This is a genomic window from Paenibacillus sp. J22P218 (assembly GCF_056269195.1).
Genome location: NZ_JBWDNL010000001.1, coordinates 52662 through 67290 on the forward strand (window position 1 = coordinate 52662; position 14629 = coordinate 67290).

The window sequence follows — 14629 nt, forward strand, 5'->3', positions numbered from 1 at the left end:
AGTTGCGCTTCATACGGGCAAAAGAAAGCCCCTTCTCCGACTGCTAAGCAGCGTAAGAAGGGACTTTAGAGGGGCAAAAAACAGATTATGAGATCGATTTTTTCATCCGGTATTCCTTAGGTGTACTGCCGACTTTGCCTTTGAACAGCCGGAAAAAGTAGCTTTGATTCGCATATCCGCATTTATCCATTATTTCTGCGATTGTATAGTTGTCTCGCTCGAGCAGCTCCCGAGCGTGATTCAGCCTAACCTCGTTCATATACTCGGTAATCGTCATATTGTAGCTTTCCTTGAACAGCTTGCCGATGTAGGCGGAGGAGAGCTTCACGGTTGATGCGATCGACTGCTGGCTCAGATTGATATCGGCGAATTTTTGCTCGATCAGTTCCTTGACGGTCTCGAGCATAATCTCGTTCCGCTCCATGTTGGCCGGCCTCTGTCCTTCACATATTTTGGCGCAGAGCGAGAGGAGGGACAGGTACATTTCCTCAAGCGTCTCCTTCTCCTGTGGAATTTGATGAATATAGTCCATATCGACGGAGAATGTGCCGATGCGATGCTCGATAATATCGGAAGCTGCGTTCTTGATCGTCCAGGCAAGGTTGCTGACGGCGCGAAGCATATCCTCGTAGCTGAATGTTGCGATATGGGAGAACGCCTTCTCCAGCTCATTGCCCGTATTCGTCAGCTGGCCTTTCTTAAGCGCCTCGGCTAGCTTGCGTTCTAAGGCATCTGGCAGCGACATTTGCTTGCTGGACAGATTTTCCTTAATATCCTCCGACGCGATAATCGCTTTGTTTCCTTTCACGATCATATATTGGCTGCAGCGCAGCGCTTGGGCATATGCCGTCGACAGATACGGGAATTGCGAGATCACATCGCTAATGCCACAGGACAAGGAAAGGCCGTAATACCGCTCAATCGTATCTTGAATGTCGCGCAGCAGCGCTCTGACCTGATTGAATTGCGCGCTGTCGTCCAGCTCGCTTGGAGAGAGGATGAGCACGACATGATCGCCTCTGATTTCAACCGATTCGCAAGGGTAAGTCTTGCCCATTATTTCTTGGGCAATATTGATGATCGCGAAGCTGTGCAGCTTTTTGGCACTGCCCGTCGTCATACGGTCATATACCGCGAACTGATCGATCTTAAGCACGCATACAATGAGTGGTTCTCGGACAGAAATGTTCAGCTCGTGCTTCTCGATCAAATGCTGCATGTCACGATGCGAGAAAAGCAGACTATCCGTCAGAAACCGTCGGATATAATATTTGCTCACGATATGCTCGGAGCTGATCTCGTTCAGCTTCTCCGATAGCCGCATATAATTGTCACTCATCAGAGTCAGCTCGTCTCCGTAGCTTTGACTAGCATGTCTGCCAGAACTGGAGCCGGAGCTGTCATCCTCCTGAGCGTCTTCCTTCCGCGTGCTCGGAAGATGCGGTCTGATTCGTTTGAGCATGTTTTCAATCGGATTATACAGCTTATAGGATAATCCGATCGATATGACGATCGCGACCAGCAGGAACAGTCCGGACAGCATGAACGATTGATTGCGGGTTTTGGTCACGTCGGCCATGAGCTTGCCATAGGATTGAATATACAGAATCGTCCAAGAGCCTAGGCCATCGTCCATGTACGTGACCATATTTTTCTCCCCAGCCAGGTCGCCAATGACGAAGCCAGATGTATGTTGGCCTGCTTGTTTGTCGTTCAGGACGAGTTCGTTAATACTATTCTGATGCTCCGAAGACAAGTAGGAGGCATTCGGATCGGACGACAGCAGTTGGCCATCCTTCGTTTGGATAAGGATTTCCCCTTGATCGCGGCTGCTTGCCACGTTCATCTTCCGCAAGCTTTCGAACACCCAGTCGGACTTAATGAACAGAATGATTCCTGACTGGCTGCTTGAGAACGGCTTAAGCGAATCGGTCACGATAAAAGCGAACGAATCGATTCGTTCATCGCCCTGAGACATGCTCATGGGGATAAGCCGGTTCGTAGGCTGAGGATTGGTGGGATCGAGCAGCGTGCTTCTGATCTTCTCCTTCGTAATGCCGCCGTCGAGCAGGAAGCTGTTGCTCGTGCCGTATAGTTCCGATTGCGACTTATTATAAATCACCATCGAGTGCAGGAAAGAGGAGCTTTCCATAATGTTGGACATTTGGCGGTAGCCGCGGATGAGATCCATCTTAGGCAAGTCGCCGTTGAACATGAGCGGTATAAGGAAATGGTCGCGATAAACGAAATTGGACAGCCTTGTAATAATGTCGTTCATATAAGAGAGATTGTATTGGATTTGGGAGAGAACCTTCAGGTTGGAATCTTCTTGGATGCGTTTGACCGATCTTTCTAAAATATACGTATTGGATACCGATGAAGCGGCAAGTACGAGCACCATGGACGCCATTATGGAGAGCATGACCCGCTGCAAATACTTTTTGGATTTGTAAAAGCCGAATACCTTCATCCGATCCCAGCCCCCTGTGATTGGTATTTGACTATTTCGCGCCTATTCGTTCAAAATCGATGTCGGTCCAGCCTAAGCGGTAAGCCGGCGAATCCGGTCGCAGCCGGTAATCCTCATGATCGGCATCGATGAAACCAGGCGCAGCTATTAAGGTATGCTTGTCGTATTTGCCGTTAGAGAGGCGTTGCCATTGCTCGAGCGGGTATTCGTGCCTCTCAAGAGAATCAGCGCCGCTCGCTTCAAGCGGCAGGTTGCCGGCTACTTGGCAGCTCATGCCCTCGCGCCAGTAAAGATTGCGATCGGCGGCAGCGAAGCGTTCGTCGCTATAATTGACGAAGTAATAGAGATACCCTGAATTATAAATGATGTTGCCGGCAATATCGATATGTTTATTCTCCTCGTCCGCCATCTCTTGGGAGCCGATAGCCGAGATCGCATGCGGATTGGATACAAGCAGATTGTTGTAGATTCGGTTACCGATGCCCTTGGAGAAAATAAGCATCCAAAGCTTTCCTTCGCCAGTTGAATAGAGCCCGCGGATCACATTGTTCGTAACGGTGAAATCATCGGCGGCGTCGTCTAAATAGATGCCGAAGCCGAACGAGAAGTGGATGCCGCTGTCATGCAGATCGTTGCCATGAATAACGTTGCCGCGGCCAGGGCCCCATGCCTCGATCATGCCTCCGTCTTGGCTGTCCGTCATCACTTCGGAAATATCGTTATATGCAATTCGGTTATTGCGGCTGTGAAGGAAGTCCCAGTGGTTATCCCATGTGACCGGAATGCCGTATACTTGCTCGGGCAGCGTCTTGTGTCTCATGCCTTTGAGCGAGATGCCGTAACGAGGCATCTCGGCGATCCGATTATTCGAGATGTCGTTGTCACCGCTTTGATAGAGGAAAATGCCGCAGCCATGGCCGATCAACTCTCCGCCGTGTGTTATACGGTTGTTCACAATGCGATTATGAGAGTTCGTATAGGAGGATGCCGCATCGACGAAGGGGCCTTTGCCTGGCGGGAATCCGTTCAAGCTGATTCCGCAATAGCCGAGGCTGCGGATGTCGTTGCCCTCGATTGCAATATGCTTCGCATAATGATTGAGGAAGATGCCGCAGCTCCCGGACAGCTGAAGCTTGCAGTTCTCAATTTCAATATGCTCTGCATGATCGATATACACAACGCCTTCACGGTGCTCCGTGCGCTCCGCATTATCGTCCATCATGCGATACTCGCGGAAGAAGTCGGTACAAGACAAGGAAAGACCAGAGAAGCTAAGCCCCTGAACGAGGTGCGATTGCGATATGCCTTGAATGTCGAGCAATCTCTTGACCAATGGAGCGATAATGATCTGCTCATTGGGATTGGCTGCTCCATCCGCAGGCCAGTAATAGAGGATACCGGCAGCCGAATCCAAATGATATTGCCCTGGGGCGCGAAGGAAGTCGAGCGACCCTTGCAAGAAATAACGCGAGCCAGTTCCGATCGACCAAGTTGCCGGTGTTTCGAAGCTCATATACCGCTTCTCCCAGTCAATCGACGCGATCTTCTTCGTCTCGGAGAACCAATTCCATTCCCCTTCACCCGGCCATACGAAAGCTTGCGCCTCGGTTAGATCGTGTTGGGCTGGAAGGTCGGCTTCATGAAAGGTAATCCCTTGATCAGAGGAGTTTCCCCCTTCTTCATTGGCAGCCGTCTCGAAGTAGCCGGAAGCGGGCAGCCTCGCCAGCTTTATTCTTTCTTCGTTCACATACAGCGTATAGAAGGAAGGGAAATCACTGTCTAGCTTTGCTTGCCATATGTTCCCCTTATAGGGCTTCCATCCTGTTATCGCTCTGCCTCCTACAAGGCGTGCTTCTTCACCCGGATAGCTGCAGTAGCGAACCTTCCATCCGTCTCTGCCGCTGTCTCTATCATCGAAGCGCAGAGGCGAATCCATTTCATACAATCCACCGCGCATATAAACGGTAATATCTTGATCCATGCCGTTACTAATTTTCGTACGGACTTCCCCCTGTGCTCTGCGGATCGTAAGGAAAGGGGCATGGGTGCTGCCCGAGTGGCTATCATTGCCGTATGGCGCTACATAATAAGCGGTTTCCATGAAGAAGTCCTCCTTGGTTATAAAGCTACATTATAGTTATAAATCCGATGTCTTTACACTTGCAAGGGCTTTCAAAATAAGTACACTTAATCGTTTTTTTCACAGTAGACCGCTTTCGGATCCCATGATAACGTATCCATCAATTACAGTAATCAAAAAGGGGATTGTTTGGATGGTTGACAAGTTGTTCGGTGGAACAGGCGTTAAGCTGGAGGCTTTCATTACGAGATATGAAGATGCGGTTCCGGTGGAGAACGGTGAGGTTAACTGGAACGGAGAACAAGGAGGTGCGGTAGCTGCGGCATCCGGCGATGCTTGGAAGGTGAAATTGTCATATGAAGGAACAGTGGATAGCAGCGAAGGATTGGCTCTTACTGTGGAGTTTCGGTCAGAAGACTATGCGAAGCAATCGGCTGCTGCATTATCCTTTTCGTTATCGGGGTGGTCGAATTCCAACTATGTACTTGTACCTGGAGCGGTATATGCGGGCAATCGATTCGAGGTCAGGGAGCTGCCTTATGCTCCATGCTGGACGAAGCTCGATGAACATGGACCGAACGTGCCGACGATTATCACCGATGTGCCAAGGCTATCAAAGCATTCACACATGCCTTCCGCCTTCCACCTTCTGACAGGCGATGCGGCAACGCCAGTTATCGGCATCTTCGACGACAAAACGTCTGTCGGCTGGCTGTTCGAAACAGAGCAAGCGACTGTTCTTGGCGATACGTCGATACATATGGAAGAAAGCTTGGACAGAAGCACGGCGCGAATTTCTTTTCAAGCGCCGGGCGTCAGGCCGGTGACGAAATACGAGATGGCGACGACCAAAGCGTCAAGCGACGATCGCGGACATGATTTCGAACCGGGTGAAATCGTGCAAATTCGCTGCCATGTATATCGCTTCCCATGCGAAGACGTGAAGGGGCTGTACGAGAAGTTCGCTGCTATTCGAACCTCGGGCAAGCCATCAGCGAAACTTGCATCGAGTCTGCCTTTCTCCGCCGCATGGGAAATCCAGGAGAAGAAGTACAACGAGCTGAATTGGAATGAGCAGCTCGGCTACTATGCGGTAGGCACAATCGATATGAAGCACCAAGACTGGCAGATCGGCTGGGTCGGAGGCGGAATGTCTAGCTACGCCTTACTGCTGGAAGGCAATGATGAGTCGGTTGAGCGGACGCTTGAGACGCTTGAATTTATGTTCAGCAGCCAGACGGAGTCGGGATTTTTCCATGGTGTCTGTTATCAGGGAGAGTGGTATGGGGATGAGTTCAACGACGCCCCGGACCGACTGTACCCGGAGCGCTGGCATATATTGCGCAAGAGCGCGGATGCACTCTATTTCATTATGAAACATTTCATCGCGCTTGAGCGGTTGAAGCCTGAATTCCAATTGCCGCCTAGCTGGACGGACGGGACGCGAAGGCTGGCCGATGCGTTCGTGAGGCTATGGCAAACGTACGGTCAGTTCGGCCAATGGGTGCACACGGGGACTGGAGATATTATAATCGGCGGTTCGGCTGGGGCGGGTATTGCCCCGGCAGGGCTAGCTCTTTGCAGCCGTTATTTCGGCGAAAGCATGTATATGGAGATTGCGAAGGAATCGGCCGAATCCTTCTATAAGCAATTCACTGCCCGGGGAGTTACGACAGGCGGTCCGGGTGAAATATTGCAATGCCCGGATAGTGAATCGGCGTTTGGACTGCTCGAATCGTATATTGTCCTCTATGAGACGAGCGGCGAGAAGGCTTGGATCGACCGGGCGGAGGAAGCGGCGCAACAAGCGATGACGTGGTGCGTGTCATACGATTTCCGCTTTCCCGAGGAGTCGACATTCGGGAGGCTTGGCATTCGTACGACCGGCTCGGTAATTGCCAACGTTCAGAATAAGCATAGCGCACCGGGTATTTGCACGTTGTCCGGTGATTCGTTGCTGAAGCTGTATCGTGCGACCGGCAAAGCGATGTATATGGAGCTGCTGCGGGAGATCGCGGGCAATCTGCCGCAATATTTGTCACGGTCGGATCGTCCGGTGAGAGGTTGGGATGGTCATGATATGCCGCCGGGTTATATGAGCGAGCGCGTTAATATGAGCGATTGGGAAGGTAAAGGTTATGTGGGAGAGGTGATTCCTTATTCGTGCTGGTGCGAGGTGTCGCTTATGCTTACGTATGCGGAGCTTCCCGGCATCTATGTTGACTTGGCCAACGATAAGATTTTTGCGATCGATCAAGTGGAGTGTGGACTTATAATTAACGAACAAGGTGAGCGCATCCTCTCGGTATGCAATAAGTCGGTCTTTCCCGCGGCGGTTAAGCTTCTGGTCGAAAATAAAGCGGAAGCAGCAAAGCCCCTCGGGCAATGCGCTTCCGCCGGATGGCAGCGGGTTGAAGTGAGGCCGGGAGAAACGACGACAATTCCCCTTTGAAACGGGTTCTAGTAGACGAATTTCCGTTGCGACCAGTAGCTGAACAGGAACAGCACCGCTTCCGTCACGAGCTTAGCCGCCAGTAATGGGACGCCTAAATTAATATTGAGAAAATGCAGGACGGCGTAATTCAATAGCAGAACGACGATGACTAACGCGTAATATTTCGGCAGCGACTTTGTGACGGAGGACGATGACGATGCCGTGGTCGATGCTGCTGCCGAAGCCTTCCGGCTGCCCTTGCGAAATACGAATTTTCGATTGAGGGAGTAATTGACGATCGAGCTGCCAATTCTAGCGCCTATGACGGCAAATAAGAGATGACCGCTTAACAGCTGCAAGACGAGAAGCAGGACAAAATCAACGACGAATGAAGAGAGCGACGACGCGATGAAGGTGATGATCGGCTTATACACACGAACGGAATCTTTGATCGGATGAAAATGACTCGATTTATTTTCGTCCAAATAAACGGTGTCGATCGGAATTTCATGGAACGCGTAGCCTGCACCGGGAGCCTCAAGCAGCATGTTCATCTCATACTCGAACCTTTCCCCGTTAAGGTTGCACAGCCAGTCTAGCATAGCGGATGGATAGCCGCGAAGGCCGGTCTGCGTATCATACAGCTTCACTCCCGTAGAGAAAGCGTACATCTTGCGCGTCATTGTGTTGCCGAAGCGGCTGCGCAGAGGCACATTGCCCGTAAACCGGCGGCCGCCCATGACAATCCGGCCTGGATGTTCGAGGACAGCTTCGGCGATCCGCTTAATATCGGAAGGCAAATGCTGACCGTCGCTGTCTGCGCAGACGACGCCATCGGTATCCATATGGCTTCTTATATAGTTGAAGCCTGTCTTGAGCGCGCGGCCTTTGCCCAGATTGGTTTTATGCGTCAGCAGCATGCAGCCCAGTTCAACAACTTGCTTGAACCATTCGCTGTAAGCATCGCCGCTGCCGTCATCGACGACAACGATTGGCATGCCAGGAATGGAAATCTGCAGATCTTCGATCAGCTTGATCAGTCTAACATCCGGCTCGTAGGAAGGAATAAGGATAACCATTTCCATCGCCTACCTTTCCGCGATATATAAAATATCGCTCACTCCGCGTTCTTTGTTTTTGCCTTGCGGATTGTTGACGACTCTGCCCATGAAATACATCGTAGACGAGCCGCCGCCGTCCAAATTATAAGCTTCGGTTGCGCCGAGATCGGCGAACACCTCTGCGAATTCATCCAGCGTCATGCCTCTGCTGTAATTCGACTTACGACCGTCGACGACGACGAACACATAATGATTAGCTGAGATCATTCCAATGCCGGTTCGCGGGTTAGCGCCTTGGATGGAGCGATTGCCGAAGTTCGTATCGATCTTCACGCTGCCGAGGTCATCCGCGATCTCCCCGTCTTGGATTAAGGCGGGGCCGAATGACAGCGTGTCGACGACGCCGTCCGCAAGCAGGCTGGAAGAGGAAACTTCCGTCTCGTCAAAGCTGCTGATCGTACCGTCCGCGAATAAGCCAAGTCCGATGCGAGCCGGCTCGTCCCGATAGACCGTTCCGCCCCGGATAATAACGCCGTCGCCGCGGAAGCCGTAATAATCGCCGTTAATCGCGAAGAGGGCGTTATTGTCTTCAGCGATGCTGGAGGTGTAATCGATCACGTTGCGGCCGAAGCTGTTTTTGGCAAAAGCCGAGCTTAGGGTTGCGTCACCCGACAGCTGTACATCGGCTACGAAATACGTAATCATGTCCTCGCCGGAGCCCGTCTGAACCTGATCGATGCTAATGCTGATTTCATCGCTCTCGTAATTCCAATCGTCGTATTCGGCTTGCTCTGCGACAGGCTCTTGAGTGGCGCTGCTATCGCCGGTATCGACGTTTTGCGGCGTTTCCACGACGACCTCGACCTTCTCGATTAAGTAACGGTCAGCGAGGGCGTACAGGATGCCGCCGATAACGACTACTGCTGTGGTAATGATAATTGCGTATAGCTTTTTTCTTGATTTTCGGGATGGGTTCATGGCTGTTATCACTTCCTGTTTGTTAGGGTTTCCTAACGATAAATCAGGCAGCTTAAACGAACCTTAAGGGTTAAGGGAAACGCCAAGGGGAAAGAAGCTGACTTAATGGAGAAGCATGGGGGCTTGCTTTATCGAAGGCGCATGCCGGAATATTTTCTTATAGGCGCGGTAGAAGGAGGAGTAATCGCCGAAGCCGGCCGAGGCCGCGGCACTATTGGCGGATTGGCCTTGCAGCATGAGATTTTGGGCCATCACGACCCGTTTGTGGATGACGTAATTAAGCACAGTGGTGCCGGTTGCCTGGCGAAAAACTTTGTTCAGGTGATGTTTGCTTATGAAAAAATGGGCAGAGAGGTCATCGAGCGTAATCGGTTCGGCGATGTGATCGTTCAAATATTGAATGACGCGGGAAACGGTAGTAGAAGAGGCGGAAGCTTCCGTATGGCTCTTAAGCGAATGGCTCATCTGCAAGATTTGCGATAGCAGCGCTTCTAGCCGAATGCGGAGCGACAGCTCGCGAATATCAGCTTCGAAATCGCGGCAATCCATGAGCTGCTTGAAGAAGGAGAACAGCTCGTCCTTCACGCCTTGCGCGAAGTAAATGTTACTTGAGCCGCCTTCGGTATGAAAGGGAGACAAGAGGACGGATTGGTACTCGCGCGGCAGAAATCCGGCAACAAAGTGCAGCGATATGCGCTCGTATGGCGCATCGCTTTCGATCTTGACGCCATGAAACACATGGGGGGCAATGAGCAGGATGCTGTGCGGCTCGGGGTCATAGCGTTTGCCATCCACGAGATAGCTCACGTCGCCGGCAACGAAGTAGAACACTTCATAGAAGTTATGGCAATGCAGGGCGTATTGCTGCGTATTGCCATGTCCAACCGTATGGTGGAGAATGATCGAATCCGTATGGATATTCACGTGCTGCATCTTTTTACCCCCTGATCCATATTCCCCTCAAGTGTAGGAGATAATCGCTATATTTGCAATTTTATTATTGCTATTCACAATGGCGATTCCAGACCTGTTATCTATAATTAAGGGTGTAGGGACAATTGGAAATAAGGTCAAGGAGGAGACGGGACTTATGATTTTGGGCGCGCAGCTGTATACGGTTAGATCGTTCATCCAGACGGAGGAAGATATAAGACGATCGCTTAAGAAGATTGCAGATATGGGGTACAAATCGATTCAAGTATCCGCTATGGGGAAGATTGAACCGCAAACGCTTAGGGCGATATGCGATGAACTGTCGCTGAAGATTGCGCTCACGCATACGGGCTTCGACCGGATCGTGAACGAAACCGACAAAATCATCGAAGAGCATGACATTCTTGGCTGCGATTACATCGGCATCGGAGGCATGCCGGAGAAATACCGTACGATGGACTGGTACGATTATTTCGCCAAAGACGTGCGCAAAGCCGCTGGCGCAATCGCACAAGCAGGGAAACTGTTCATGTATCATAATCATAACTTCGAATTCGAGAAGATCGACGGCCGCCGCATGATCGAAAGGCTGATCGAAGACCTGTCTCCGGAGGAAATGGGCATTACGCTCGACACGTATTGGGTGCAGGCTGCAGGCGCTGACGTATGCGAGTGGATCGAACGGTTGCAGGATCGACTTCACTGCGTGCATCTGAAGGATATGGCAGTAAGAGGCATGGAGCAATTGATGGCGCCGGTTATGGAAGGCAATATGAACTTTCCGGCAATTATGAAAGCGCTTGAGAAGACGAATGCGAAATATTTGCTCGTGGAGCAGGACACCTGCCAAGGAAGTCCGTTCGAATGCTTGCAGACGAGCTACAATAATTTAGCCGCGCTAGGCTATCGATAGGAGGCGAATAGGTGATGAGCAGCATGCGATTAGGTATTATCGGTATGGGCAATATGGGGACGGATCATGCGAAGAAACTGACGGGAGGCGCAGTGCCGGAAATCGTATTGACCGCCGTGGCGGACAAGGACGAGAAGCGTCTAGAAGCAGCCAGAGCGTATTTGCCGGATACGGTAGCGATGTTTGACGGGCCGGAGGCTCTGATGAACAGCGGCTTGTGCGATGCAGTTATCGTCGCTACGCCGCATTACGATCACCCAACGCTCGCTATCCAGGCTTTCGAGCGTGGACTCCATGTAATGGTTGAAAAACCGGCTGGCGTATATACGAAGCAGGTCCGTGAAATGAACGAGAAGGCGCAGGAGAGCGATGTCGTATTCGGCATGATGTTCAATCAACGAACGAACCCGGTATACTGCAAAATGCACGAGCTTGTGCATAGCGGCGAGCTAGGCGCGATCAAGCGGGTCAACTGGATCATAACGGACTGGTACCGGTCGCAGGCCTATTATGATTCCGGCAGTTGGCGCGCGACATGGGCTGGCGAGGGCGGAGGCGTACTTATCAACCAATGTCCGCATAATATCGACCTGCTCCAGTGGATTTGCGGCATGCCAAGCAAGGTACGGGCGTTCTGCCATAACGGCAAGTGGCATAACATCGAGGTCGAGGACGATGTGACGGCATACTTGGAGTTCCCGAACGGAGCAACAGGCGTATTCATTACGACAACCGCCGATCTGCCGGGAACGAATCGGTTCGAGATTACGCTCGAGCGGGGCAAGCTGATCTGCGAGAACGATAAGCTGACGCTTCATAAGCTCAGCCAGAACGAGCGGGAATTCTGCTTCGAGACGAAAGAAGGCTTCGCGCGTCCGAGCGTCGAAGTGTCCGTCGTCGAGACGTTTGGGGACAACAGCCAGCATATGGGCGTTCTGTCTGCTTTCGCGAAGGCGGTATTGCACGGCTCGCCGCTTGTTGCGGGCGGCGAGGAAGGCATTCACAGCCTGACTCTGTCGAACGCGATGCATCTGTCCAGCTGGCTGGAGCAGACGGTCGAGCTCCCGATCGACGAGGAGGCTTACTTGGCGGAGCTTAACAAGCGGGCAGCGGCTTCCAAGTTCAAGTCGGTGGAGGCGCAGCTGTTCGATACGAGCGGGAGCTTCGGGTCTTAGCTGGAATATTGTATTGATAGGATTAACAGGCGTGCAACCGTACAAGTTGCACGCCTTTTTCATGCAAGGCCGTCGCCGAATATTACAAATAGGCAATGGATGAAACGAAACGATAAGCCTTACCGGTTTAAGAGTTTGATATACTAAATCATATTTTTTGGTTTATCTAATGCCGTTTATAGGGATTGCGAAGCAGATCAGGTAAGAAATGCGGAGGAGAATAAATGAGAAACAATCGGTACGGCCGCCGTTTGGCGTGGTTGCAATTCAGAGGCGCATGGTCAGCGCTCTTCTGGTCGTATATGGCTATTCTCCTGCTGCTGATCATAATCGGCAGTTTATTGTATTGGCGTGCCCAGGAGGTTGTCGAGCAGTCGGTCGAGCATACGAATTCCGCCATGCTCGGCCAACTGAGGGAGCTTGCCGATGGGCAGCTCAAGCTGATCGAGCAGTTGGAGCAGCAGGTTGCCAATCATCCGAAGATTTTGCAGTTAATGAACAGCAAAGCATCGATGACCGACCGGGAACAATTCGATATGATTGCCATGGCCGACGACTTAAAGCGGTACAAGCAGTTGACGCCATTCCTATACGATTATTACATTTACATGCCGAAGTCGGGCACGATGCTTGGTCCGGGAGTGAAGACGACGCCGGACATTTTGTTCGGCGAAGTGGACAAGTTCGACGGCATGAGCGCTCAGGACTGGACGGCGAAGTTCAATAGCGGCTACCTTTACCGGTCGTTCGAACCTGGTCTACGCTCGTACAGCACGTTCGGAGAACGACACGAAGTCATCGGTTATATGCAGTCGCTGCCGTTGGTTGACCGATCCAAGCGGCTTGCGACGCTATTCGTTATGATTGACGACGAGCAGATTCGCAAGCTGCTGGCTGGACTTGCCAAGGCCGGCAAGGGCGAGATCTACATCGTGGACGCCTCCGACCGTATTGTAAGCGCGACGACCGACGATCGCGATGCGCTGCCGTTCCGATACGAAGAAATGCGCGGCGACGAAGGGAAGCTGAACGTCCGCCGCGGCGGGGAAGAAACGGTCGTCTCCTACGCGGCTTCCAGCGTGTACGGCTGGAAGTTCGTCATGGAAGTGCCGCGTGCCGTATTCCTGAAAGAGGTGAATGAAATCCGGAGCTGGGCGTTGCTGCTCTTCGTATTGGCAGCGCTGTCAGGAGCGGCCGTCTCGGTTTATCTTGCTTACCGCAACTACCGTCCCATTCGCGATCTTGTTTCCGCCGTAACCGGCGGCGGCGGCTCGACGCGGGATAAACAAGGTCCTGTCGAATACGAGCTTATCCGAACGGGCATCCAGTCTGCGCGGCTGGCCGAGTCGGAGCTTCGGGCGAAGCTGTCGCAGCAAACGCCCATTATTCGCATGCACTTTGTCAGCCGCCTCGTCAAAGGTTATGCCGATTCGCATGAGCTGAAGCCAGAATCGCTGCAATTCATGGGCATCCGCTTTGTATCGCAAAGTTTCGCAGTCATGCTGATTGATGCGGAGGACATGAGCGCATTCCCGGAAGGAAATGGCGACAAGGAGTGGCTGTTGTTCAACTTCGTCATATCCAATATTGCGGAGGAGCTTGCGAACGAAAGGAATGTCGGCTATGTCGCGGAGCTCGATCAAGGCAGAATAGCGCTGCTCGTCAACTTCAATGAAACGGACGAGGAGGGGCGCAAGCAGCAGCTTGATTATATTTCGGAGCAGCTCGATCAAATGCTTAGCATGCGCTTTCATCTTAAGGTTGCGATCGGGACGAGCGTCGTCGTGCATGAAATGGAACAGATCGGCGAAGCGTTCCGGGACGCGCTCAAGCGGCTGGACGAGAGCTATAAAAGAAAGGCGGCACAGAGCGGCGCGAGCAAGCTGCCCCTGCCGCCGCCCGCTTATTACTATCCGCTCGATATCGAGCAGCAGCTGACGAATTACGTGAAGTCGGGCGAGGAAGAAAAGACCGCTATGCTTCTTGACGCGTTGTATGCGGATCATGACGGAAAGCAAGGAGACAGACCACCACCTATAGGCACTTATTTTCTTAAGCATTTGTCCTCTACTTTGTTCCGTATCGTACAAAGTACGCCGAAGGCCGATTCGGAGCTCGCCATTCGTTTGCTAATGAAGGACTTCGATCGCTTAGACGATTCGCGCAGTACGTTCGAGGGGATCAAGTCCGATTTTCTCGGCGTATGCCAGTTATGGAAGGAAGGGCGCACCGATCAGAGCAGCCGAATGCTCGATACGATTTCGCGCATCGTTCACGATCGCTTCGGCCAGAACATGCTGAGCGTAAGCATGATCGCGGACGAGCTGGGCATTACGCAGCCGTATCTGTCATCGTTCTTCAAGAAGGCTACGGGACAGACGATCCTCGACTTTATCGCCGTCGTGCGGTTACGCGAAGCGAAGCGGCTGCTGGCCGGGACCGAGCATACGATCGCGCATGTCGCGCAGGCTGTCGGTTACTCGAACGACATCGGATTCATTCGTTTTTTCAAGAAGCATGAAGGCATTACGCCGGGCCAGTACCGCGCCAACTTACAAACGGAACACCGATCTTAAATTTGTATA

9 protein-coding genes are annotated in these 14629 nt (G+C 52.0%); 4 read left to right on the forward strand and 5 right to left on the reverse strand.

Annotated features, from left to right (window positions below):
• Positions 1-85: 85 nt before the first annotated feature.
• Both AC0YN0_RS00325 and AC0YN0_RS00330 read right to left on the reverse strand, forming a co-directional pair.
• Positions 86-2470, reverse strand: a complete 2385-nt coding sequence (locus AC0YN0_RS00325; protein ID WP_475819510.1) for a helix-turn-helix domain-containing protein — start codon at positions 2468-2470, stop codon at positions 86-88.
• 31 nt (positions 2471-2501) lie between these two features.
• Positions 2502-4571, reverse strand: a complete 2070-nt coding sequence (locus AC0YN0_RS00330; RefSeq protein WP_475819511.1) for a right-handed parallel beta-helix repeat-containing protein — start codon at positions 4569-4571, stop codon at positions 2502-2504.
• Between the two features lie 172 nt (positions 4572-4743).
• Here AC0YN0_RS00330 and AC0YN0_RS00335 point away from each other — a divergent pair, with 172 nt between their 5' ends.
• Complete coding sequence (locus AC0YN0_RS00335; protein ID WP_475819512.1) at positions 4744-7002, forward strand: glycoside hydrolase family protein; 2259 nt, start codon at positions 4744-4746, stop codon at positions 7000-7002.
• A gap of 8 nt (positions 7003-7010) precedes the next feature.
• Here the strand turns inward: AC0YN0_RS00335 and AC0YN0_RS00340 are convergent, their stop codons facing one another.
• The 3 genes from AC0YN0_RS00340 to AC0YN0_RS00350 all read right to left on the reverse strand — a co-directional run bounded on the left by AC0YN0_RS00340 (position 7011) and on the right by AC0YN0_RS00350 (position 9956).
• Positions 7011-8069, reverse strand: coding sequence for a glycosyltransferase (locus AC0YN0_RS00340; RefSeq protein WP_475819513.1), 1059 nt, complete (start codon positions 8067-8069; stop codon positions 7011-7013).
• Positions 8070-8072: 3 nt separating this feature from the next.
• Entirely contained in the window at positions 8073-9023 is a 951-nt protein-coding gene (locus AC0YN0_RS00345) for a phosphodiester glycosidase family protein (RefSeq protein ID WP_475819514.1), read from the reverse strand.
• Between the two features lie 102 nt (positions 9024-9125).
• The gene (locus AC0YN0_RS00350; protein WP_475819515.1) at positions 9126-9956 is read right to left on the reverse strand and encodes a helix-turn-helix domain-containing protein; all 831 of its coding nucleotides are present in this window, start codon (positions 9954-9956) and stop codon (positions 9126-9128) included.
• A 157-nt stretch (positions 9957-10113) separates the two neighbouring features.
• Between AC0YN0_RS00350 and AC0YN0_RS00355 the strand changes: the two genes are divergently transcribed.
• The 3 genes from AC0YN0_RS00355 to AC0YN0_RS00365 all read left to right on the forward strand — a co-directional run bounded on the left by AC0YN0_RS00355 (position 10114) and on the right by AC0YN0_RS00365 (position 14620).
• The gene (locus AC0YN0_RS00355) at positions 10114-10869 is read left to right on the forward strand and encodes a sugar phosphate isomerase/epimerase family protein (protein ID WP_475819516.1); all 756 of its coding nucleotides are present in this window, start codon (positions 10114-10116) and stop codon (positions 10867-10869) included.
• A gap of 14 nt (positions 10870-10883) precedes the next feature.
• Positions 10884-12044 carry a Gfo/Idh/MocA family protein gene (locus AC0YN0_RS00360; protein ID WP_475820866.1) on the forward strand — a complete coding sequence of 387 codons (1161 nt, stop codon included), beginning with the start codon at positions 10884-10886 and terminating at the stop codon, positions 12042-12044.
• Positions 12045-12268: 224 nt separating this feature from the next.
• Positions 12269-14620 (forward strand): AraC family transcriptional regulator, encoded by a 2352-nt coding sequence (locus AC0YN0_RS00365; RefSeq protein ID WP_475819517.1) that lies wholly within the window; start codon positions 12269-12271, stop codon positions 14618-14620.
• The last annotated feature ends 9 nt before the right edge of the window (positions 14621-14629 follow it).

What these genes read in the sequence shown, in the direction of transcription:
- AC0YN0_RS00350 (WP_475819515.1), bottom strand. Translation starts at nt 9,956, where the DNA reads ATGCAGCACGTGAATATCCATACGGATTCGATCATTCTCCACCATACG.
- AC0YN0_RS00345 (WP_475819514.1), bottom strand. Translation starts at nt 9,023, where the DNA reads ATGAACCCATCCCGAAAATCAAGAAAAAAGCTATACGCAATTATCATT.
- AC0YN0_RS00355 (WP_475819516.1), top strand. Translation starts at nt 10,114, where the DNA reads ATGATTTTGGGCGCGCAGCTGTATACGGTTAGATCGTTCATCCAGACG.
- AC0YN0_RS00360 (WP_475820866.1), top strand. Translation starts at nt 10,884, where the DNA reads ATGAGCAGCATGCGATTAGGTATTATCGGTATGGGCAATATGGGGACG.
- AC0YN0_RS00325 (WP_475819510.1), bottom strand. Translation starts at nt 2,470, where the DNA reads ATGAAGGTATTCGGCTTTTACAAATCCAAAAAGTATTTGCAGCGGGTC.
- AC0YN0_RS00330 (WP_475819511.1), bottom strand. Translation starts at nt 4,571, where the DNA reads ATGGAAACCGCTTATTATGTAGCGCCATACGGCAATGATAGCCACTCG.
- AC0YN0_RS00365 (WP_475819517.1), top strand. Translation starts at nt 12,269, where the DNA reads ATGAGAAACAATCGGTACGGCCGCCGTTTGGCGTGGTTGCAATTCAGA.
- AC0YN0_RS00335 (WP_475819512.1), top strand. Translation starts at nt 4,744, where the DNA reads ATGGTTGACAAGTTGTTCGGTGGAACAGGCGTTAAGCTGGAGGCTTTC.
- AC0YN0_RS00340 (WP_475819513.1), bottom strand. Translation starts at nt 8,069, where the DNA reads ATGGAAATGGTTATCCTTATTCCTTCCTACGAGCCGGATGTTAGACTG.